Source organism: Chryseobacterium paludis (assembly GCF_025403485.1).
Lineage (GTDB): Bacteria > Bacteroidota > Bacteroidia > Flavobacteriales > Weeksellaceae > Chryseobacterium > Chryseobacterium paludis.
Genome location: NZ_CP099966.1, coordinates 2,886,973 through 2,911,330, shown reverse-complemented (window position 1 = coordinate 2,911,330; position 24,358 = coordinate 2,886,973). Strand labels below are relative to the sequence as shown.

At 36.0% G+C, this 24,358-nt stretch carries 15 protein-coding genes; 10 read left to right on the top strand and 5 right to left on the bottom strand.

The window, feature by feature from the left end:
* Nucleotides 1–12 precede the first annotated feature (12 nt).
* The 6 genes from NG806_RS13185 to NG806_RS13160 all read left to right on the top strand — a co-directional run bounded on the left by NG806_RS13185 (nt 13) and on the right by NG806_RS13160 (nt 7,156).
* A complete protein-coding gene (locus NG806_RS13185) occupies nt 13–2,025 on the top strand; it encodes a fumarate reductase/succinate dehydrogenase flavoprotein subunit (RefSeq protein WP_261510009.1) in 2,013 nt (670 codons plus the stop codon).
* A 24-nt stretch (nt 2,026–2,049) separates the two neighbouring features.
* On the top strand, nt 2,050–2,817 hold the full coding sequence (locus NG806_RS13180; protein WP_214827602.1) for a succinate dehydrogenase/fumarate reductase iron-sulfur subunit: 768 nt from the start codon (nt 2,050–2,052) through the stop codon (nt 2,815–2,817).
* A gap of 138 nt (nt 2,818–2,955) precedes the next feature.
* Nucleotides 2,956–4,494 carry a TlpA family protein disulfide reductase gene (locus tag NG806_RS13175; RefSeq protein WP_261510007.1) on the top strand — a complete coding sequence of 513 codons (1,539 nt, stop codon included), beginning with the start codon at nt 2,956–2,958 and terminating at the stop codon, nt 4,492–4,494.
* A 115-nt stretch (nt 4,495–4,609) separates the two neighbouring features.
* Nucleotides 4,610–6,016 carry a 23S rRNA (uracil(1939)-C(5))-methyltransferase RlmD gene (gene rlmD / locus NG806_RS13170; RefSeq protein WP_261510006.1) on the top strand — a complete coding sequence of 469 codons (1,407 nt, stop codon included), beginning with the start codon at nt 4,610–4,612 and terminating at the stop codon, nt 6,014–6,016.
* A gap of 29 nt (nt 6,017–6,045) precedes the next feature.
* Nucleotides 6,046–6,522 carry a DUF6452 family protein gene (locus NG806_RS13165; protein WP_214827633.1) on the top strand — a complete coding sequence of 159 codons (477 nt, stop codon included), beginning with the start codon at nt 6,046–6,048 and terminating at the stop codon, nt 6,520–6,522.
* The gene (locus tag NG806_RS13160) at nt 6,488–7,156 is read left to right on the top strand and encodes a DUF6048 family protein (protein WP_261510005.1); all 669 of its coding nucleotides are present in this window, start codon (nt 6,488–6,490) and stop codon (nt 7,154–7,156) included. The genes NG806_RS13165 and NG806_RS13160 overlap by 35 nt, the downstream gene beginning before the upstream one ends.
* A 31-nt stretch (nt 7,157–7,187) precedes the next feature.
* Here the strand turns inward: NG806_RS13160 and NG806_RS13155 are convergent, their stop codons facing one another.
* A complete protein-coding gene (locus NG806_RS13155) occupies nt 7,188–7,637 on the bottom strand; it encodes a hypothetical protein (RefSeq protein WP_261510004.1) in 450 nt (149 codons plus the stop codon).
* Between the two features lie 102 nt (nt 7,638–7,739).
* Between NG806_RS13155 and NG806_RS13150 the strand changes: the two genes are divergently transcribed.
* From NG806_RS13150 to NG806_RS13140, 3 genes are all read left to right on the top strand, one after another.
* The gene (locus NG806_RS13150) at nt 7,740–9,752 is read left to right on the top strand and encodes a M43 family zinc metalloprotease (RefSeq protein WP_261510002.1); all 2,013 of its coding nucleotides are present in this window, start codon (nt 7,740–7,742) and stop codon (nt 9,750–9,752) included.
* Between the two features lie 310 nt (nt 9,753–10,062).
* Nucleotides 10,063–13,044 (top strand): reprolysin-like metallopeptidase, encoded by a 2,982-nt coding sequence (locus tag NG806_RS13145; protein WP_261510000.1) that lies wholly within the window; start codon nt 10,063–10,065, stop codon nt 13,042–13,044.
* Nucleotides 13,045–13,225: 181 nt separating this feature from the next.
* A complete protein-coding gene (locus tag NG806_RS13140; protein WP_261509998.1) occupies nt 13,226–19,684 on the top strand; it encodes a GEVED domain-containing protein in 6,459 nt (2,152 codons plus the stop codon).
* A gap of 106 nt (nt 19,685–19,790) precedes the next feature.
* On the opposite strand, the gene coaE is transcribed toward NG806_RS13140, so the two are convergent.
* Genes coaE through ruvB form a run of 4 tightly spaced genes read right to left on the bottom strand, consistent with a single transcriptional unit; the run spans nt 19,791 to nt 22,960 of the window.
* Entirely contained in the window at nt 19,791–20,420 is a 630-nt protein-coding gene (coaE, locus tag NG806_RS13135) for a dephospho-CoA kinase (RefSeq protein ID WP_214827651.1), read from the bottom strand.
* 8 nt (nt 20,421–20,428) lie between these two features.
* Nucleotides 20,429–21,295: an MBL fold metallo-hydrolase gene (locus tag NG806_RS13130; protein ID WP_214827653.1), complete on the bottom strand. Its 867-nt coding sequence runs from the start codon at nt 21,293–21,295 to the stop codon at nt 20,429–20,431.
* Nucleotides 21,296–21,320: 25 nt separating this feature from the next.
* On the bottom strand, nt 21,321–21,932 hold the full coding sequence (locus NG806_RS13125; RefSeq protein ID WP_261509995.1) for an FMN-binding negative transcriptional regulator: 612 nt from the start codon (nt 21,930–21,932) through the stop codon (nt 21,321–21,323).
* A gap of 5 nt (nt 21,933–21,937) precedes the next feature.
* A complete protein-coding gene (gene ruvB / locus NG806_RS13120; RefSeq protein WP_214827666.1) occupies nt 21,938–22,960 on the bottom strand; it encodes a Holliday junction branch migration DNA helicase RuvB in 1,023 nt (340 codons plus the stop codon).
* Nucleotides 22,961–23,108: 148 nt separating this feature from the next.
* Here ruvB and hutI point away from each other — a divergent pair, with 148 nt between their 5' ends.
* Nucleotides 23,109–24,338 (top strand): imidazolonepropionase, encoded by a 1,230-nt coding sequence (gene hutI, locus NG806_RS13115; protein ID WP_261509994.1) that lies wholly within the window; start codon nt 23,109–23,111, stop codon nt 24,336–24,338.
* Nucleotides 24,339–24,358: the final 20 nt, after the last annotated feature.

The following is a 24,358-nucleotide window of genomic DNA, read 5'->3' as shown; positions in this document are numbered from 1 at the left end:
CAATATACTAATATGAGTAAATTAGATTCAAAAATTCCGGCGGGTCCTTTAAAGGATAAATGGAAAAATCATAAAGATCATATGAACCTTGTTGCACCAAACAACAGAGATAAGATTGATATTATTGTTGTAGGTACAGGTTTGGCAGGTGGTTCTGCTGCAGCTACTCTGGCTGAGCAAGGATATAATGTAAAAGCATTCTGCTATCAGGATTCTCCAAGAAGAGCACACTCTATTGCAGCTCAGGGAGGAATCAATGCAGCTAAAAATTATCAGGGAGACGGTGACTCTACTTACAGATTGTTCTATGACACGATCAAAGGTGGTGACTACAGAGCAAGAGAGGCAAATGTTTACAGATTAGCTGAAGTTTCTGCAAATATTATCGACCAATGTGTTTCTCAGGGAGTTCCTTTCGGTAGAGATTACGGCGGTCAATTAGATAACCGTTCATTTGGTGGGGTTCAGGTAAAAAGAACTTTTTATGCAAAAGGACAAACTGGACAGCAGTTATTATTAGGTGCATATTCTTCATTAAGCCGTCAGATCGGAAAAGGAAGAGTAAAAATGTACAATCGTCACGAAATGCTAGAATTGGTAATCGTAGACGGAAAAGCAAGAGGGATCATCGCTAGAAACCTTGTAACTGGTGAAATTGAAAGACATTCGGCTCACGCAGTTGTAATTGCTTCAGGAGGTTACGGTAACGTATATTTCTTGTCTACCAACGCAATGGGTTCAAACGTTTCTGCGGCTTGGAAAATTCATAAAAAAGGAGCGTATTTCGCAAACCCTTGTTATGTACAGATTCACCCGACTTGTATTCCTGTTCATGGAACACAGCAGTCCAAACTTACTTTGATGTCTGAATCATTAAGAAACTCAGGAAGAATCTGGGTTCCTAAAAATATTGAAGATTCAGTTGCCATCAGAGAAGGTAAATTGAGACCTGAAAATATTAAAGAAGAAGATAGAGATTACTATCTTGAAAGAAGATATCCGGCATTCGGAAACCTTGTTCCTCGTGATGTTGCATCAAGAGCTGGTAAAGAAAGATGTGATGCTGGTTTCGGAATTGAAAATAATGATACCAAAGAAGGTGTTTACTTAGATTTCTCTACAGAAATCATTAAAAAAGGTAAAGAAGCAGCTATTGAAAAGCATATTCACAATCCTACAGATCAGCAAATTTATGATTTAGGTAAAAGTTGGATTGAGGAGAAGTATGGTAACTTATTCGTAATGTACGAAAAGATTACTGCAGATGATCCTTACAAAACTCCAATGAAGATTTATCCAGCGGTTCACTACACAATGGGTGGTGTTTGGGTTGATTATAACTTGCAATCTACAATCCCGGGATGTTTTGTAATTGGTGAGGCTAACTTCTCAGACCACGGAGCCAACAGATTGGGAGCTTCTGCATTAATGCAAGGTTTGGCAGACGGATATTTCGTACTTCCTTACACCATTGCAGATTATCTTTCTGCAGATATCAGAACGGGAGAAATTCCTACGACTTCTGCTGAGTTTGAGGAAGCTGAAAAAGAAATTAAAGACAAGGTAAACTTCTTTGTTAATAATAAAGGAACACATTCAGTAGATCATTTCCACAAGCAATTAGGACACATCATGTGGAATAAGGTTGGAATGGGAAGAACTCCTGAAGGTTTAAGAGAAGCGATCGCAGAAATCGATGAAGTGAAAAAAGATTTCTGGAAGAACGTAAAAGTAATGGGAGAAGCTAAAGGGATGAACACTGAACTTGAAAAAGCGTTCAGGGTAGCAGACTTTATTGAATTAGGACAGCTAATGGCAATTGATGCTTTACACAGAAACGAATCTTGTGGAGGACATTTCAGAGAAGATCATGCTACTCCGGAAGGTGAAGCGGAAAGAGATGATGTTAACTTCAAATATGTAGGAGCTTGGGAATATCAGGGTGATGATATCAAACAGGAAGTTCTGCACAAAGAAGATCTTATCTATGAAAACATCGAAGTTAAAGCAAGAAGTTACAAATAATCTCCAACCTATAAATATAAAATTATGAGTGCAAAAAAAGGCCTTCATCTTACGCTGAAAATTTGGAGACAAAAAAATACAAAAACTAAAGGTCAGTTTGAGACCTATAAAATATCGGATGTTTCTACAGATTCTTCATTCTTAGAAATGCTGGACATCCTTAACGAGAATTTAATTAACGAAGGAAAAGAACCTATCGCTTTCGATCACGACTGTCGTGAAGGAATCTGTGGAATGTGTTCTCTTTACATCAATGGTAGAGCACATGGTCCTGATACAGGGATCACCACTTGTCAGCTTCACATGAGAATGTTCAAAGACGGAGAAACGATCGTTATTGAACCTTGGAGAAGTGCTGCTTTCCCGGTAATTAAAGACTTAATGGTAGATAGAAGTGCATTTGACAGAGTAATGGCCGCAGGTGGTTTTATTTCTGTGAATACTTCAGGAAATACATTGGATGCAAATGCTATTCCAGTACCTAAAGAAGATGCTGATAAAGCAATGGATGCAGCAGCATGTATCGGGTGTGGTGCTTGTGTGGCGACCTGTAAAAATGGTTCTGCCATGTTATTTGTTGGTGCTAAAGTGTCTCAGTTCGCGCTACTTCCTCAAGGAAGAGTAGAAGCAAAAAGAAGAGTTCTTAATATGGTGCAGGCAATGGATGAAGAAGGATTTGGTAACTGTTCAAATACAGGAGCTTGTGAAGTAGAATGTCCTAAGGGAATTTCTCTTGAAAACATTGCCAGAATGAACAGAGAATATATGTCAGCGCTAGTTGATAAAGGATAAAACTAGTTCAAATAGATAAAAAAAATCGTCTCCTTATTGGATGGCGATTTTTTTAGTTAAATGTTTCATAAAAAGTACTATTTAATTGTATTTAGTATACTTGAAAAACTTATTTTTGTTTAATTATTAAAAATCAAAATGAAAAAATATCTTTTATTGTTTATCATTGCAATATTTGTGATGTCTTGCTCTAAAAAAGTAGAAGTAAAAGGAAAAATTACAGGTGGATCACCATTAGAAAGAATAGAATTTATTGAAGCTTCAGGGGTTGCTACGTTACCGTTAGCTAACATTGGAGTGAAAAATGATGGTACTTTCGCTGGAAGCTTTGAAGCTCCTAAAAATGGGATGTATCTTATTTCTTATGCTGGAAAGCAAAACTTAGTATACTTAAAGGGTGGGCAAACCCTTAATATCTCAGGAAATGGAATGACATTTCCAAATGATTATGTTATTACAGGAGATGCAAAAAAGAATAATGACTTCTTTACAGCTTCCCAAAAGTATTTAACTAATTATGCTCAAACGGTGAACATGAATGAGCTGATGACTAAAGATGAAAAAGGTTTTCTTGCAGGTATCCAAAAAGTTGAAAAAGATATCAACAGCAATATTGAAGAAAATGAAAGAAAATTTAGTCCTGACAGTGAGGTAGTAAAATGGAAAAAGAATGATCTTTCCAGTACATTATTATCTATTATCAGTCAGTATGAAATGAAACAAAGTCAGACCGGTAATCCTTCATTTAAAGTAGGTAAAACCTTTACTGATTATGAAAATAAACTTCAGGAAAATAAGGATGTTATGATAAAAGAGAATCCTTATTACAGACAATATTTATTGGCTAAAATGAGTCCTGATTTTCAAAAGTATGCTGAAGCAAATAGCAAAAATAAAACTGATGTTACAACTTCAGAATTGTTTGCCCAATATTTAAAATCAAAAAAGGATATCAATCAAACGGCTAAGGATTATCTTTTGGCTTTCGTAATGGCTCAGTCTGATATTCATCCAGGTTCACCCGCTAAGGTTACTGATAAGATTAAGAAGATCATCGATGAAGATATCAAAGATGCTACTATTAAGAGTGACCTTTCGAAAATTCAAATAGCAGTAAATGGTATTAAAATTGGTGATGTTGCTCCCGATGCTTCTTTAATAAAGCAAGATGGTAAATCTTATAAACTTACTGAAAATAAAGGAAAACCTTATATGTTGCTTTTCTATGCATCTTGGAATCCATACATAGGAGAAGCTGCTGTACCAGTGCTGAAAGAAGTTGTTAATTTTTATAAATCTAAGATGAATTTCGTATTTGTAAATGTTGATGATACTAAAGATCAGTTTGTAAAAACAAGTAATTCTTTACTAAAAGGAATTCCAGGAACAAATGTATATGGTGATGGGGGATTAAATTCTGATATTGCTAAGAAATATGGCGTTTATGGATTTAAGTTACCTTGTTTTGTAATCATAGATAAGGATGGTAAAATAGCAAGTAGATCTTTTGTGAATTTGGGAGAACCGGAATTGGTAACAATTTTGGATAAAATTACAGGGCTTTCTGCACCTAAAGTAAATCCTAATGTACAATTGCAACCAGGGTTAGGTGTTGATCCTTCTGCACAGCAGATGGCTCCTCAACCAGAAAATCCTCAACCCGCTCCAACAAAATAATAAACTTTAACATAGATGAAAAACCTTGTCCTAGGATAAGGTTTTTTTTATTGTATTTTTGCAAATTGAAACCGGAAGGTTACATTCGTGATATAGAAAAAATAGAAATTAGGGAATGAGAAAGAAGAAAGATATTATTCTTGAAAATATTAAGCTTTTAACAGCTGGTGCTAAAGGTGTAGCAATAGGGAAGACAGATGAAGGGAAAACCGTTTTGGTTTCAGGTGCTATTCCGGGAGATGTTGTGAACGCAAGAGTAAGAAAGTCTAAATCTAAATATTTTGAAGCTGAAACAGTAGAAGTTTTAGAAAAGTCTCCTTTTAGAGTAGATGCCAAATGTATTCATTTTGGAACTTGTGGTGGATGTAAATGGCAGAATATGAGCTATGAAAAGCAGCTGGATTTCAAACAAGAAGAGGTTTATAATAATATAAAGAGAATTGGTGGAATTGATAATTTTGAAACCATTTCAATTTTAGGTGCTGAGGATCAGTATTTCTATAGAAACAAAATGGAGTTCTCTTTCTCAAATGCCAGATGGCTTACTCAATACGAGATAAGTTCTGAAGAAAATTTTGGAAGCAGAGATGCTTTAGGGTTTCATATTCCTGGAATGTGGAGCAAAATTTTAGATCTTAAAGAATGCTTCCTTCAGGAAGATCCATCCAATGCGATCCGTTTGGCGGTAAAAAACTATGCCGTGGAAAATGGATTAGACTTTTTTGATGTTAGAAATCAGGAAGGTTTTTTGAGAACTCTAATGATGAGACAAAACTCTAGCGGGGAATGGATGGTGCTATTCCAACTTTATAGAGAAGAAAAAGAAAACAGAGAAAAGCTTTTTGAATTTTTATTGAATAAATTTCCACAGATTAAAACGTTAGTCTATGCAATTAACTCTAAGCAAAACGACTCTATTTATGATTTAAATATTAAAACATATTTTGGAGAAGGGTTTTTAATGGAAGAGATGGACGGATTGAAATTTAAAATAGGACCAAAATCTTTTTTTCAAACCAACTACAAACAGGCTTTGGAACTTTATAGAAAGACATTAGAATTTGCTGATTTAAAAGGTGATGAAGTAGTTTATGACTTATATACAGGAACCGGAACTATTGCACAGTATGTAGCCAGAAAAGCAAAACAGGTAATCGGAATAGAATCGGTACAGGAAGCTATTGATGCAGCAATTGAACATGCTGAGTTAAATGGCCTTACCAATTGCACCTTCTATTGTGGTGATATGAAGAATGTTTTTAATGATGAATTCCTGGAAAATCATCCAAAAGCTGATGTCTTAATTACTGACCCACCAAGAGATGGGATGCATCAGAAAGTTGTAGAACAGATCTTAAAACTTTCTCCTGAAAAAGTAGTGTATGTAAGTTGTAATTCAGCTACTCAGGCGAGAGACTTAGCACTAATGAAGGATCATTATAATGTAGTTAAAATATTACCTGTTGATATGTTTCCCCAAACCCATCATGTTGAGAATATTGCATTGCTGATAAAAAAATAATTTGCCTAAATTTGAATTCAAATCATATTATGAAATATTTTAAATTTCTCATATTAACCCTGATTTTGGGAATGCTTTGTTCATGTGGTGGAGATGATGATATTTGTGAAAGTGGAGAAGGAACGCCCAGAATTAAGATTGGGTTCAAGAGTGCAGCTACTGATAAAGAAGTAACTTTAGATTCTCTGTATGTTGCTGTAGATTATGGATCAGGAAAAGTGCAATTAGGAAAACAGCAAAAAATAACCTCCAGATTAGTGCCTCTTAGAGTCGATGACTCTCCTTATACAGACGTTTATATCAGACTTACAGATAAAGGACAGGAATCCAAAGTAAGAATAAGTTATGGCACAAAAGCTACCTACGTCTCTCCGGGATGTGGTGTGAAGAAAACATATAATAATGTAAGTTCTGAATTAGTAACTCCAAATCCAGTTACTAAAGTAGAAATAGGACAAAATAATATAGAGAATGAAGACAAAACTAATCTTTACCTTCTTTTTTAGTATACTAAGCTTATTGAGCTTCGCTCAGGAGAAGAAAGTAAAAGCAGAGCCTAAAAAAGAAAAATGGAAGTATGAGCCTAATTTTATGGTTGGTTTTGACGTTCTTAATTTTGGAAGTGCTTTTTTCTCAGACAGGAAATTATATCAGGGATTTATATCTTCAAAGATTAAAGGAAGTTTGCATGGAGTTGCAGAAGCTGGTTTTGAGAAAAATATTTATCAGAAGAATGGGTATGACGCAAAGGTAAATGGTCCTTTTGTAAAGCTGGGTGTGTTTTATATGCTTGCTCAGGATCCTGAAAATGAGTTCAATGGTTTCTATGCAGGCGGAAAAGCTGCAGGATCATTCTATACTCAGGAGTATATGGCTGTACCTGTCCGGGGATTTGGAGGAAGCAGTTCATCTATTGCTTTCCCGTCTTCTACTCAATCTTCCTATTGGCTTGAAGGAGTTATTGGAGGTAGAGTACAATTATTTGAATCTAATTTTTATATTGATGTTAACCTTCAACCTAAGTATATGGTATTTACAACAAAACAGGACGATATACAACCTATGATTGTTCCTGGTTTTGGTAGAAGTTCATCTAAATTCAATATGGGCTTTTCCTGGAATATAGCCTACAAATTCTAATTTTTACTTTTAACCTGAACTTTGCTTCAGGTTATTTTTTTAATAATTGATATAATGCTTCCAGTTCTTTTGGAGGTGTTCCAGCATCAAATTCTGATGATTGGAAAGTTTTACCTTTATGGGTAATGATTATAGTTGATGACAGTGCCCGATCAGAAAAACGACCTGTTGTAGGTGATGGATAAGAGGATATTTTATTTAAATCAATTAAGCTCGCTTCCTTTACTATGCTTTTCCAATTGTTAGCCGATAAATCGGAGACTTTTGAAGTTTCATTTAATAAAGTAGTGATGGTAGTAGGAGTAAAAGTGGTCTTCTTATTTGTTCCTCTGGTTTGTTCCGTTAATTCGATTTTTTCAATATCATATTTTTGATCTGTTATAACTGATTTATTTTGATTGTTTTCCGTATTTTTCTGTGAATTACAACTTCCCGTAAATGCTATAGAAAATATGATTGTAGATGCTATAATATTCTTCATTTTTAAATTTTATGTATTTTATTCTATTTATTTGAAATATAACTAAATATATTAGTTTAAACTAATATATTTGCAAATCATATAAAAAAATAAGAATAAAGAATGAGAAAATCTACTACTTTAAAGTTTCTTTTTTTACTTCCATTGTTTGTTGCAGGATTATTAAATGCACAGACTACAAATGCTGGAGTAAAAAGAGAAGCGAAATTCACAGGAAAATCTCCTGCAGAACTTACTCAGTCACATGGCTTTGAAAGATGTTCTACTGTAGAATATGAAAACTACTTGCAGGCAAAATTTCCTGGAAGAATGACTGCAGATCAATTCGAATCATGGTTGGCTCCATTGGTTAAAAATGCTAAAGCCAATAAATCACAAAACGGAAATATCATTACGATCCCAGTAGTGGTACATGTTGTTCATAATGGCCAGAACCTAGGGGTTGCTCCTAATATTGTTGATGAGCAGGTAATTTCTCAAATTACGGTAATGAATAATGATTATCGTAGATTGGCAGGTACTCCAGGTTTTAACAACAATGTTGTGGGAGCCGATGTCATGATCCAGTTCGCTTTAGCAAAAGTGGATCCTAAAGGAAATCCAACTAATGGTATTGATAGAGTAAATTTGTGTCAGCCTTCATGGGGTAGAGCAGATATTGAAAGCTTTGTGAAACCTGAAACTATTTGGGATCCTACCAAATATATGAATATGTGGAGCTTAAAATTTACTGATACTACTTTATTAGGATATGCTCAGTTCCCATCTACTTCAGGTCTGCCAGGATTGAGTCCTTCAGGAGGTGAAGCTTATTCCGATGGAGTAGTTGCTAACTATGCTACTTTTGGAAGCAGTGACTATAATGTTAATAATACTTTCCTTCTTGGTGCACCATATGATAAAGGGAGAACAATGACTCACGAGGTTGGCCATTTCTTAGGATTGCGACATATCTGGGGTGATGCAAGTTGTGGGGATGATTTTTGTGCTGATACTCCAACGGCTCATACATCAAATTATACTTGTAATCCAGCAATAGCAAGCTGTACTGTTCCTACTGTATTTGAGATGGTCCAGAACTATATGGATTATACAAATGATACGTGTATGAATATCTTTACAATTAATCAAAAAGATAGAATTACAGCAGTAATGAATAATTCTCCTAGGAGACTTGAGCTTAAAACATCAACTGCAGATCAGCCAATTGCATTATTTCCAAATGATGCCGAAGTGAAACTGGAGAGAGAATGTGCGACAGCTACATGCGCTACTACTACAGCTCAAAATGTAAAAGTATCTCTTTACAATAGAGGAACAAGTCTATTGACTTCTGCAGTAATAAATTATACTGTAAATGGAAATGCAAAGGTATTTAACTGGACAGGAAGTCTGGCTCAGGACAAATATCAAGTTCTGACACTTCCAATGGATGCGAATACTTTAGGTGGGCAAATGAATATTAATGTAACTTCAGTAAATGGTGTAGCTGATCAAAGATTATCAAATAGCAATATTACTGTAAATTATCTAGGAGCTGTTGTAAGAGCAGATGCTAATGTTGTGTTTAATCTTCAATTAGACCAATATGGTTCTGAAACAACTTGGACACTTAAAAATAGCTCAGGAACTACCGTATATAGTGGTGGCCCTTATCCGGATTCTCCAACACCAGCTCTTCCGGCTTTAAAATCATTTAACTGGACATTAAGTGCAGATGAATGTTATACATTAACTGTGAATGATCAGTTTGGTGATGGATTCTATCCTTATGGTGGATATTATAATATTAAATCTTTATCTGGAACAACGCTACTTTCAGGATCTCACTTTGCTACTACTCAAAGTAGATCTTTAAAAGTACAGGTATTGGGAACTAAAGAAGTGGTTAAGAATAGCTTCGCTATTTACCCTAACCCAGTAAATGATATTTTAAATATTACCAAAGTTTCTAATAAGGCAAGCTTTGAAATTCATAATGCTGTTGGACAGCTTGTAAAAGGTGGTACCATCACTAATAATCAAATCAGAGTAGCTGATTTAGTAAAAGGGACATATGTTATTTCAATAAAAGATAATGCAATTTCTGAAAGCATTAAATTCATTAAGAAATAATAATATTAAAACTTAGACTTAAAAAGAAAGTCTTCTACTTTATAGTGGAAGACTTTCTTTTTGTTGATTATATTATTGTTGTTTTTTACTTCTATTATTTGTTTGTAATTCTGTCTTTTTGCTATTTGTTGCTGTGTCTTGCTATTTTTTTTATGGTCTTATTGTTTTTTAAAAACATAATGATAATTGCTAATCATGGCAGGTTGTTTAATATAATGATTGTATTTTTATATTTATGATATTTTATATTAAATATCTGTTTAAGTTTTTATATTTTTGTTAAATGTGAATTTAAAAAAAAGATTAATTTATGAAAAAACTACTTACTACTTTAATGTGTACTTTAGTAGGGGGAGCTATGTTCGGCCAATGGACGCCAACTTCCTTTAAAAAAGTAGACAACAAGAAAAGAGGTACGGAATTTAAAGTAAATCCATCAGGTACAAGAAGTAATGGATACTATAAATTGGACTTAGATTTATTAAGATCCCAATTAAAGAACGCTCAGGAAATGGGACCGAATGCTGCACCTGTTGTTATTTCTCTTCCTACTATGAATGGGAAGATTGAAAGATTCAATGTATACAGCTTTCCGGTTGTTGTAAAAACAATAGCAGATAAGTACCAACTGGGATCATATGTGGGAGCTAGTGTTGATAATCCTACAAAATTCTTAAGATTTAGTGTTGCTCCTAATGATTTTCAATCGATGATCATCGATGGAGGGAACTATGAATTTATTGAACCAGCTTCTGCTGATAAGACTGTTTATGGAGTGCATCCTAAAACAAGTAAAAACGAAAGTGGATTTTTATGTTCAACAGAAGAAAGTCCGGCTGCTAAAAAACAGATTGAAGACTTATTGAAAAATGGGCAATCTTTTTCAAATCAGCCAACAAATTTTGCCAAAAGTTCTGATAAAAAATATAGAACAATGAGATTGGCAATGTCTGTGACAGGAGAGTATACTCAGTTTCATGGAGGTACCGTAGCTGGAGCTTTAACAGCTATTAATGCTACATTAAGCAGAGTAAACGGAGTTTTTGAAAAAGATTTTGCATTGCACTTAAACTTACAAGACTTTCCGGGAGTAATTTATACCAATGCAGCGACAGATCCTTATTCTGCTGCTGGTCCTGGAGTTGGTGGGGCTTGGAATCTTGAATTGCAAAATACACTTACTGCCAATGTGGGAAATGCCAACTATGATATTGGGCATTTATTTGGTGCTTCAGGAGGTGGAGGTAATGCCGGATGTATCGGATGTGTTTGTGTTAATCCTACAACAGCTGTACCTGAAGGTAAAGGTTCTGGATTTACTTCTCCGGCAAATGGAATTCCACAAGGAGATAGCTTCGATATTGACTATGTTGCTCACGAAATGGGACATCAGTTAGGTGGAAATCACACTTTTTCGCATAATATAGAAGGAAGTGGTGTAAATATGGAACCTGGTTCTGGGTCTACGATTATGGGATATGCTGGTATCACAGGGCCAAATACAGATGTTCAGGCTCATTCTGATCCTTATTTCCATACAGCAAGTATTGGCCAGATTCAAGAGAATTTGATTGATAAGACTTGTGATGTAGAAACGTCAATTACAAATAACCCTCCAGTGATTGCAGCCTTACCAACGTATAATATTCCAAAAGGAACGGCTTTCGTACTAACGGCTTCTGCTACAGATCCGGAAAGTGATCCAATGACATATATTTGGGAGGAGGTTGATGATGCATCACTTTCAATTAATAAGAATAACTTAGGGAATACCAGTTCTGGAGCTTCATTCAGATCGATTTCACCAACGACAAGTCCTACTAGATATTTCCCTAAACTCTCATCTGTATTGAATGGAGTCTTGAATAACGCAAACAATACTTGGGAAGCGGTATCTACCGTTGCAAGAACTACAAAATTTGAAGTAACTGTAAGGGATAATAATTCAAATATAGCTCAACAACAGTCACAGAGTAAAATTCAGACGATCATCGTTGGAGATAACGGACCTTTTAGATTAGCGAGTCAATATGCTGATATTAATACACCGACTCCAATTCAATGGATTGTAGCTAATACTACTGCTGCACCTTATAGTGTTGCGAATGTGAAGATTGATTATACAGCAGATAATGGGACTACATGGACTGTACTAGCTGCTTCAACTCCGAATGACGGTTCTGAAAACTTTACCTTTCCATCTTCTATGAACGGGCAGATTATTAAGGTAAGAGTTTCATCAATTGGAAATGTATTTTATGCTATTGGTAGTGTTACATTAGGTCCACTTGCTGCATGTAGCAGTGCTGCACCAACAAATGTGGTGGTAAGTAACATCAGCAGTTCTTCAGCGAGTGTATCTTGGATGTCTTATACCGGTGCTACTTATAAAGTACGTTATAAAAAAACAAGTGCAAGCGTATGGACTGAGATTGATACAAATGTTCCTTCAGTTAACTTGAGCAATTTAACAGACGGTACAGCATATGAGGTACAGGTTGCTTTAGTTTGTGGAACTACAGTTGGAACTTACTCTGCATCAGTTAATTTTACAACACTAGTCCTTGCTTATTGTACTGCGAGTACTTCTAGTACAAGCTATGAGAATATTGCAAATGTAACAGTTGCCAATTTGAATAATACTTCAGGAGCAAGTACTTATACGAACTATACAACGAATACAGCTCTTCAGGTTAATTTAACAAAAGGAACTACTTACCCTATTTCACTTACAATTGGTAATCCTGATGTTCCAGATTATGATGCTGCAGCTATTTTTATTGATTTCAATAAAAATGGTGTTTTTGAAGATTCAGAAAGAGTTCTGAACTTTCCTGTTGCAGTTCCGACAGCTGCTCCGATAACAGGATCATTTATGGTTCCTGCTAATGCTGTAGAAGGACAGCCTTTAAGAATGAGAGTTGTTGTATTCTATGTTGGAGACCAAAATGCAGGTGCAACATTACCTTCAGACTATTTGTGTGGAGTGAACTTCCAGTATGGAGAAGTAGAAGATTATAACGTTGTAATTTCGCCTAATAATTTAGCAACTAACGAAGTAATTAAAGATAGCTTTAGTATCTATCCTAACCCTACAAGTGATGTATTAAACGTTACTAAGGTTTCTGATAAAGCTACTTACAAAATTTACAGTGTTACTGGCCAATTAGTAAGCAGTGGAAATATAAATGGTGGAAAAATTAATGTTTCTACTTTGGTAAAAGGTGGGTACGTAATTACAATTGATGAAAAAGGAAAAGATTTATTCACATCTAAATTCATTAAAAAGTAATAAAAAAAATAATAAAATTTTTTTATAAATATGAAATCCTCAGGTATTCCTGGGGATTTTTTTATTTTGAAATGATAAATTATATTATTGTGGAATTTGTATGAAAAAAATGATTGTACGTGTAAATTAATAATAAAAAATGATTAGATTTGTATAATTAATATAATATATTGAGAAACTTATGAAGAAAATTTTTACTTCTTTCTTCTTTCTCTGTTTGTTTGTCGTCACCAGTGCACAATGGAGTCCTACATCATTCAGAGGGGAAAAAATCAGAGGAAGTTCTGAAATCAGGAACTATTACTCTTTAGACATTCCCTTATTAAAATCCCAATTGGCAAAAGCACAGGAAACAGGCAGAAATGCAAAGCCTGTTACTATTTCATTGCCAACCATGGATGGGAAAATTGAAAAATTTGCCGTTTACAGCTTTCCGGTTGTTGTAAAAGAACTGGCAGATGAATATCAATTAGGATCTTATGTAGGGGTCGGAATCGATGATCCGGGCAAGTACCTAAGATTTAGTTTAGCCCCTGATGACTTTCAGTCAATGATTGTCAAAAATGGAAAGTCCGAATTTATAGAACCGTTGAATAGAGAAAAGACAGTTTATGGTGTGCATCCTAAAACTGATAAAAGTAATGAAGGGTTTTTATGTTCTATGAATGAAAGCCTTTTGTCTAAACAAGAGATCAATAAACTTTACGAAAAGGGATCTGCATTTACGAATCAGACCACCAATTTTTCTAAATCTTCTGATAAGAAGTATAGAACAATGAGATTGGCAATGTCTGTTACTGGAGAGTACACCCAGTTTCATGGCGGAACAGTGGCGGGAGCATTAATTGCTATTAATGCAACCCTAACCAGAGTAAATGGGGTATTTGAAAAAGATTTTGCTTTACACTTAAATTTACAGAATTTTCCTGGGGTAATTTATACCAATGCAGCGACAGATCCTTATTCTGCTGCTGGTCCTGGAGTTGGTGGGGCTTGGAATTTGGAATTGCAAAATACATTAACTGCTAATGTAGGAAATGCCAATTATGATATTGGGCATTTATTTGGTGCTTCAGGAGGTGGAGGTAATGCAGGCTGTATAGGTTGCGTTTGCGTAGATCCTACAACTGGAGTTCCTAAAGGTAAAGGTTCTGGATTTACCTCTCCTGCAGATGGAATTCCGCAAGGTGATAATTTCGATATCGACTACGTTGCTCATGAAATGGGACATCAGTTAGGAGGTAATCACACTTTCTCTCACGGTCTTGAAGGAAGTGGTGTAAACATGGAACCAGGTTCTGGATCTACTATTATGGGATATGCCGGGATTACCGGTCCAAATACTGATGTTCAGCCACATTCAGATGATTATTTTCATATTGCCAGTATTAAACAGGTACAGGCAAATTTAATCAGTAAAACATGTGATGTTGAAACTCCGGTTGCCAACAATCCACCTGTAATTGCTGCTTTACCTACGTATAATATTCCTAAAGGAACAGCGTTCGTATTGACGGCATCTGCAACTGATCCGGAGAATGACCCAATGACTTATACGTGGGAAGAGGTAGATAACGCTACCGTTATAATTAATAAAAATAACTTAGGACTAACCACTAGTGGTGCATCATTCAGATCTGTGGAACCAACTACAAGTCCTACAAGATATTTCCCTAAATTATCTTCAGTATTAGCTGGGGTTCTTAATAACTCTAACAATGGTTGGGAATCAGTTTCTACAATAGCTAGAAACAGTAAATTCTCTGTAACTGTTAGAGATAATAGCCCTATTGCAAATCAACAGCAAACACAGTTTGCAGAACAAACGATTATTGTAGGTAATAACGGACCTTTTAAAGTTACAACTACAACAGCTTATAATAACGGGCCTACTACAGTAGCCTGGGATGTTGTAAATACGACAGCAGCTCCTTATAGTGTTGCTAATGTTAAAATAGACTACACAACTGATAATGGTCTTACATGGACTGTTTTGTCAGCGTCTACAGCTAATGATGGAAGTGAAAGTTTAACCTTTGGAGCTCTAACATTAGGCTCTACTGTTAAAATCAGAGTGAGTGCTATCGGTAATGTATTTTATGCGATTGGTAGCGCAACAGTTGCAAGTTTAGCAGCTTGTACCGGAGCTCCTACAACAGGAGTTACCGTTTCAGCGATCACTCAGACACAAGCCACTGTTTCTTGGGCTGCTTCTGCTGGAGCAACATATGTTGTTCAATATCGTCCGGTAGGAAGTACAACTTGGATTTCTTTACCAGCAACTACTAACTCTATTGTATTAACAGGGTTAACTGACGGAATTCAATATGAAGTACAGGTAGCAAATGTCTGCTCAGGAACACAGGGAGCCTTCTCTGCGTCTGTTAATTTCACTACTCCTGGTTTGAATTATTGTCAGATGCAATCAAGTAACTTCGGTAGTGAGTATATTTCCAATGTTACAGTAACGCCAATTGGAGCGGCTCCTATGAGTAATAACTCCGCAGGAAGTACGTATACAGATTACAGCACCAATCCAAGTACTTTAGTGAATCTTGTGATTGGTTCTACAGGTAATACTGTTTCTGTTACAAAATTTTATCCTGGAGGATTTACCTATTCTGAAGCAGTAGGTGTTTGGATAGATTTTGATAGGAATGGCATTTTTGATCCGGCAGAGCAGGTGATGAACTCTCCTTCTAATACTACGACTCCTGTTAGTGCTGTTTTCAACGTACCTGCAACAGCATACAATGGTCCATCAACAACAAGAATGAGAGTCGCAATGCGATACAATACTTCTCCTGTAATGTGCCAAAACTTTGGTGATGGTGAGGTTGAAGATTATGCAGTAAAATTAATTCAGCCTATACCTTGTACAAGTAATGCTCCGTTGAACCTTAGTGTGACTAACATTACTGCTACATCGGCATTTGTTATGTGGGATCCGGCAGTGGGAGCAACTTATATATTAGAATACAGAGCTTTAGGTTCAACAACCTGGATACCTGTTCCTCTGACAACTAATGCATATACTATTACTGGTTTAACTGAATCTTCTCAGTATGAGGTTCGTGTAGCTTATGTTTGTTCCGGAACAACCGGAACCTTTACAGCTCCTGTTCAGTTCAGTACACCAGCTGTCAACTATTGTACGGTTACAGGTAATAGTACGAACGGATATATTTCAAATGTTAAGGTAACTCCAACGAATTCATATGTTATGAATAATGACACTGGGGCAAACTCTTACACAAACTATTCACCTGATCCTGACAAATTGGTAACATTGGTACGTGGATCTGTGAATAATAGTATTTCAGTTGGTAAATCTTGGCTTATACCAAGCTCATTCCCTCCTTATTTAGCGGTTGGAGCTTGGATTGATTTTAACAGAAACGGAATATTTGAAGCAGGTGAAAAAGTAATAAACACAACAACTAGTGCTACAACACCTATCGCTGCAACATTTACGGTTCCAATGACATCGTACAATGGACCACTTACTCTTAGAATGAGAGTAATTATTTCTTCAGCTTCGATCAATGATCCTTGTGTAAATATTACAAATGGTGAAATTGAAGATTATGCTGTTAAGATCGTAGATATGCAGCCATGTTCTACAGCTCCACCTGCACCAATTACAGTAAGTAGTGTTACAGCATCTACAGCGGTAGTTTCTTGGTTAAGCAGTACTGGTGCTACCTATGCATTGAGATACAAAGCTACAGCATCTGCTGCATGGACAACAGTTAACCCTGTTCCTGCACCTGGATATAGCTATGTTATTGGTAACTTAAATGCTGCTACACCTTACGAAGTACAGGTAGCTACGATTTGTGGTGGTACTCAGGGAGCTTGGTCAGCGTCTATGAACTTTACAACGTTAGCAATTAATTATTGTAATGCGGGGACGGCAACAGTAACTGACGGTTACATCAGTAGCGTAACAGTTACTCCAACCAACTCGATTCAAATGATTAATAATTCAGGACCTACTACATACACAGATTATTCTAACGATCCTGCTAAACTTACTACATTTGTTCGTGGCTCTACAGGAAATAATATTTCAATTGGAAGAACCATCTTATCAGGTACATATGCTTCATCTGTATGGATTGATTATAATGGAGATGGTATTTTTGATAATGCGACAGAAAGAGTAATGAATCTTGGTTACTCCAGTACAACACCGGTAACAGCTACTTTCACTGTTCCTGCTAATGCATATACAGGAGGAAATAAAGTTAAAATGCGTGTTGTGGTTTATTATAATACGATTGACAGTGCATGTCAAAACTTCACAAGTAACGGAGAAGTTGAAGATTATGCTGTTAAATTTGTAGATATGCAGCCATGTACAACTGCACCTCCAAGTAACATTACAGTATCTAATATTACAGCAACTACAGCAAATGTTTCCTGGCTAGCATCTACCGGAGCTACTTATGTATTAAGATGGAGGCTGGGAGCTACCGGAACATGGAATGTTATCGATCCTGTTCTTGCGCCTGGAAACAGTTACACTATTACCGGACTTACTGAACTTACAGCATATCAGGTACAGGTGGCAACAAGGTGTAGTGGAACTTTAGGGGCTTTCTCAGCTTCAATTCCATTTACTACAACGGCTATTAGCTATTGTAATATGACCGGAACAGGAACTAATGATCATATTTCTAATGTAACGGTTACTTCAGTAAATCCAGGTATTACTCCTATGAGTAACACTTCAGTTCAAACGAACTATATCAGTTATACAACACCTGCTACGCTTATTAACTTAGAACTTGGTTCTACAGGAAATAAAATTGCTGTTACAAAAGGATGGACAGGAGCAACGAACAACGATGCCGTAAGCGCCTGGATAGACTTTAACAGAAATGGAGTTTTCGAAGCAGCAGAGCAGATTATGGCAATACCTGCCAATACAACGAATACTGTTAATGCATTATTCAATGTACCATCTACTGCATATAGCGGACCTTTGACAACCACAATGAGAGTAGTACTGAAACGTAGTAGTGCTCCTGTAATGTGTCAGGTTGCTGCGAACGGTGAGGTGGAAGATTATGCCGTAAGAATTAGACCATGTGCGACTGGTACGCCAACGAACTTGGCATTCAATACAATCACACATACTTCAGTTGTTGTCAACTGGTCAGGAGTAACTAATGGTCTTACTTATATTTTACAGTATAGACCTCTGGGATCTACTACATGGACAAGTGTGAATGTATCTACTCTTTCAGGGAATCCACCTATTTCATTGACAGGTTTAACACCTGCTACAACATATGAAGTACAGGTGGCTGCAAGTTGTGGAGCTACACCAGGTACCTTTACGCCAATTAAAACGTTCTCTACGAGATGTGATCCTACACCTCCTACAGTAACAATTAGTAACGTAACAACGAATTCAGCGTTAGTAACATGGGCGCCGATTGCTCCTAGTTCAACTTATGTATTAAGATACAGAGTTGTTGGAACAACTACTTGGATCAATGTAACAGTACCTGTAACACCTGGGAATTCATATCCATTAACAGGATTAAGCCCATATACAACATATGAAGTTCAGGTAGCTAATATATGTGTGGGTGAAACTACGGTTAATCCATATTCAAACCCTAAGGTGTTTACTACTGAAAGAATTTGTGAATTACCACCTCCGGGATTAACGATAACTAGCCTGACGCCTACCACGGCAGTCGTGGTTTGGGATCCGTTCCCGGGAGCTACGTATATCTTAAGATATAGAAAAGTAGGTATTCCGAGCTGGACAACAATTCCTGTAGCAACAAATACCCTTACGCTTACAGGATTAACAGAATTAACGAAATATGAGATGCAGGTTGCTAACATTTGTAGTGGTACTCCTGGAACATTTACACCTCCGTATTTCTTTACGACTCCGACAGTAATTTATTGTCAGATGTCATCTGGAAGTTCAATAAGTGAATACATTTCGAACGTTACGGTAAAACCTAATGGTAAACCACAAATGTCTAATGATTCAAACGCTCAGAATTATTCAGACTTTACTGGTATTCCTGAGAAATTTATAGAACTGATCCAAGGTTCTACGGGCAATGAAATTTCTATTGCTAAATCTTGGTCAGGAGTAACAAATAACGAAGGAATTGCAGTATGGATAGATTTCGACAGAAGCGGAACTTTTGATCTTAATGAAAGAATTCTTGTTTCTGGACCTAATACAACCACTCCTGTGAAAGGAACATTCAGTGTACCGGCAGATGCATTCATCAGTATGACAGATTACAAATATGTTGTTATGAGAGTTGCAATGCAAAAAGATGGTATCCCTGTAAATTGTGTGAGTTTTGCAAATGGAGAAGTTGAGGATTATACAGTAAGAATTTCTAAACAAACAGTACCAAACCCTGTTAATCAAACGGAAATTCTGATCTATCCTAACCCAGTAAGTTCAGTATTGTATGTGAAAAATATTAGCAAGAAAGCTAATTATAAACTATACAATGCTGCAGGGCAACTTGTTATTAGTGGAGTTATCCTGAATAATAAGATTGACGTAAGCAGATTGATAAATGGAGTATATGTAATAGACATCGAAGATGTTCAAGGTACAGCTCAGAAGAAATTTATCAAAGAATAGTAAATAATCACTATTAAATAAAAAATGAGCTCTCAGAAATGAGAGCTTATTTTTTTAATCTTTATATAAAAAAAGCGTTAGAAAATAACATCTAACGCTTTTTTGTTTATTCTATTTCAAAGATAATACGCTCTGTCTGCTCCTTTAAATCTTCTAAATTAGTATCATTATAGATGATGTAGTCTGCGATTCTTATTTTATCTTTTTCAGGCATCTGGCGTTCCATAATTGCTTGTACTTCACGATAAGTTTTGTTATCTCTATCCATCACCCTCTTTATCCTTATATTGTCCTGTGCTGTTACCAAAAGAGATTTGTAACATTGCAAATTAAGCTTTAATTCAAATAATAAAGCGGTCTCTTTAAAAACTAAATATTTAGACTGTCTTTTCACCCATTCTTCAAAATCAATTCGGACAGCAGGGTGTATGATTTCATTTAATTTATGCAAAAGATCGGTATCATTAAATACTTTTCCCGCCACAAATTTCCGATCATAAAAGCCATTTATATCATAAGATTGATCCCCTAAAAGCTCTTTAATTTTATCCTTAAGATCTTCATTGTCATTGACGATAGTTTTTGCTCTGTCGTCAGAATAATAAACCGGGAATCCACATTCTTCAATAAACTGGGCAACCGTAGTTTTACCTGAACCTATTCCTCCTGTTAATCCAATGATCTTGGGTGCTGGTTCTGGTTCTGCTTTTTTTGTTTCTGAATACAATTCTTCCATAGTTCAAATTAATATCCGAAAACGTCATTAAAACTGTGAATTTCATCAAGTCTTACTCCTTTATCCGTCATCTTCAGACTTGCCAACTCATTATGTGCATCATGTTCAAAAAACAATAGATATTCATTATCTACACATTGCTTTAAAAACTTTCCTTTTTCCTCCATCGTTAAAAGAGGTCTTGTGTCATATCCCATTACATAAACCTGGTTGATATGCCCTGCTGTAGGAATAAGATCTGCAGCAAATACGATTGTTTTTTCCTGATACTGGATCACCGGAAGCATTTGTTTTTCCGTATGTCCATCTACAAAAATTACATCCATTTTCAAATCAGGAGCAAAACCGTAGTTTCCTGTAGTTGGAAGTGGTAAAAAGTTCAACTGACCACTTTCCTGTATAGGGAGAATATTTTCTTTTAAAAAGCTTGCTTTCTCTCTTGGATTGGGTTCAGTAGCCCATTTCCAATGGTTTTCATTGGTCCAGAACTGAGCGTTTTTAAAAGCTGGTCTATAACCTGTTTTATCATCATTCCATTCAATAGCACCACCGCAATGGTCAAAATGTAAATGCGTCAAGAAAACATCAGTAATATCTTCTTTTATGAAGCCATACTTTTTTAAGTTTTTATCTAAATTATCATCTCCCCAAAGAGAATAATGTCCGAAAAATTTTTCGTCCTGTTTATTTCCCAGACCACAATCCACTAAAATCAGCTTCTTGCCATCCTCAATAAGTAATGAGCGTGTTCCTAGTTCTATCAGATTTTTTTCGTCTGCAGGATTTGTTCTTTCCCACAAACTCTTTGGGACGACTCCGAACATTGCGCCGCCGTCCAGCTTAAATTTTCCACATTGTATTGGATATAGCTTCATATAATATTATGTTTTTATAATGTATTTACTTTTTATTTAATTTCATTTTTTCAGCAATCTTTTTTGCCTGATCGTCAGAATTCTCAAGGTGGGAAATAATATTTTGATAATCTCCTTCCTTTCTATTTTGAGAAAGCTTTTGTTTGATAAATATTTCTGTTGCGATTACCTTTATTCCGAAGGCTCCTTTCATTTCCTTTTCAACAAACTCCTTACCCATATCCTTTACCAATACAGGGCATTGCTGAAAATTTTCGTATTTGCTGGTTAATTTGTCTAAATGCTTATAAAGTTCTTCCTCATTCATCAACTCAACTTTTCCGTGGATCTGTACCGCTTCATAATTCCAGGTTGAAACATTCATGTGATCATACCAGCTGCTGGAAATATAAGTGTGAGCTCCTAAAAAATCACATACTACTTCATCTCCATCCTTAAGGGTTCTGGCCTGAGGGTTTGCTCTCGAAATATGAGTTTCTACATAAATATGCTCAGGATCATCTTCATTGAGCATCATCATTGAATGCGTTGCTCTTATCTTATCGACCGAAGAAATAAGCAAGGCGAAAGCATTCTCTTTAATGATCTCTCGCATTACATTATAATCTTCACTTCTGTATATTTTTGGGATAAACATAATTTTTAAAATAACTCTCCTGGATTTCTTGGTATTGGAATATGTAAATGTTTATAAGCTTTTTCCGTTACTTCTCTCCCTCTTGGAGTACGGATAATAAAGCCTTCCTGAATTAAAAAAGGTTCATAAACCTCTTCTAAAGTTTCAGGGTTTTCAGCAATTGAAGTTGCCAGTGCTGAAATACCCACGGGTTTTCCTTTGAAATTTTCAATCATAACACGCATGATCTTATTATCCATTTCATCCAACCCAAATTCATCTACATTGAGAGAATTCAACGCATATTTTGTAATATTAATTTCAATCTCACCGTTTCCTTTTATTTCTGCAAAATCACGTACCCTGCGCAATAGTGCATTGGCAATTCGGGGTGTTCCCCGGCTTCTTCTTGCAATTTCAATAGCTGCATCTTCATATATCTTTACTCCCAAAACTCTGGAACTTCTTATGATAATAGTTGATAGTAGCTCTATCGTATAATATTCCAGCCTACTTTGAATACCGAATCTTGCTAACATCGGTTTGGTAAGCATTCCACTTCTGGTTGTTGCGCCTACTAATGTAAAAGGGTTCAATCCAATCTGGACACTTCTTGCATTAGGCCCGGTTTCCAGCATAATATCGATCTTGTAATCTTCCATTGCCGAATACAGATATTCTTCTACTACGGGGGATAAACGGTGTATCTCATCAATAAATAAAACATCATTTTCCTCGAGATTAGTTAAAAGACCTGCCAGGCTTCCTGGTTTATCCAAAACAGGACCGGAGGTTATTTTACAGCCTACACCCAATTCATTGGCAATAATATTTGCTAAAGTTGTTTTACCTAGACCCGGTGGGCCATGAAGAAGAACATGGTCGAGAGCTCCGCCTCGCTTTTTAGCTGCAGTAACAAAAACTTCAAGATTTTCTAACGTCTTTCTCTGCCCTGCAAAATCCTTAAAACTCTGGGGACGAATTTGTTCTTCCTGCATGAGCTCTTCATGGGAAAAGTTTTCTTTATCTGGATGTAAAAAATCAGGCATTAATTCATTTCATTTACTTCAAAGATAGGGATTTTAGACTTAGGTTAGGGAAAAGGTTATGCTAAAAAATGAAGGTTAAAAGATATTTTTTGAGTATTTTTGGAATGGAAATTTAAACATAAACACAACTTTTTCTGATCATAAACCCATGAAATTAATAGGACCATTTAAGCAGATCATTACACTCAGCAATCTTCCATTAAGAGGAAAATTAACCGATGAACAACTTGAAATAATTGTTGATGGCGGAATTCTAATCGATGGTGATATCATTCAAAAAATTGGGAATTTTGAAAAACTAAGATCAGAAAATCAAAATATCACATTGGAAGAAGTTCAAGGTGAGCAAATTGTACTTCCCACTTTTGTCGATTCTCATACTCATATTTGTTTCGGTGGAAACAGAGCCAATGATTTTGCTATGAGAAATGCCGGCAAAACATATCTTGAAATTGCTGAAAGCGGAGGTGGTATATGGAGTTCCGTGTTGCATACAAGAAATGCATCAGAAGAAGACTTATTAAAGACACTCCTGGAAAGAATCAATTTCCTTGTTTCTTTAGGCATAACAACAATTGAGGTGAAAAGTGGCTATGGTTTAGATGTAGAAAATGAGCTGAAAATGCTTCGAATGATCCAAAAAGCACAAAGACAGACTAAGGCAACATTAGTTCCAACCTGTCTTTCTGCACACCTAAAGCCCAGAGATTTTGAAGGCAGTAATAAAGAATATTTAGAATTTATTATCACCGAGATCCTACCAAAAGTAAAAGAAGAAAACCTGGCAAAAAGAGTAGATATTTTTATCGAAAAATCGGCATTCCAACCAGAAGAAAGCAAAGATTTTTTACTTAAAACTAAACAATTAGGTTTTGAAATAACAGTTCATGCAGATCAGTTCACTCCAGGGAGTTCAAGAATTGCTGTTGAAGTTGGAGCTCAATCTGCAGATCACCTGGAAGCAACTATTGATGAGGATATTGAATTTATTGCGCATTCAAATACCGTAGCTACAGCTTTACCTGGAGCAAGTCTGGGATTAGGAGAAAAGTTCACTCCGGCACGAAAGTTGTTGGATGCAGGAGCTATTCTTGCAATAGCCAGTGATTGGAACCCTGGTTCCGCACCAATGGGTAATCTGATTACTCAGGCATCTATTTTAGCAACATATCAAAAGTTAACGACTGCAGAGGTTTTAGCAGGGATAACTTTTCGTTCAGCATATGCTCTGGGATTAGAAGACAGAGGAAGGTTAGAAAACGGATTAAAAGCGGATTTTGTAACTTTTAGAACTGATAATTTTCAAAATGTATTATATAATCAAGGAAGCCTGAAGGCTGAAAATGTTTATATCAATGGAGTAAGGTGGGATTTATAATTTAAACCCCTTCCGCCCCG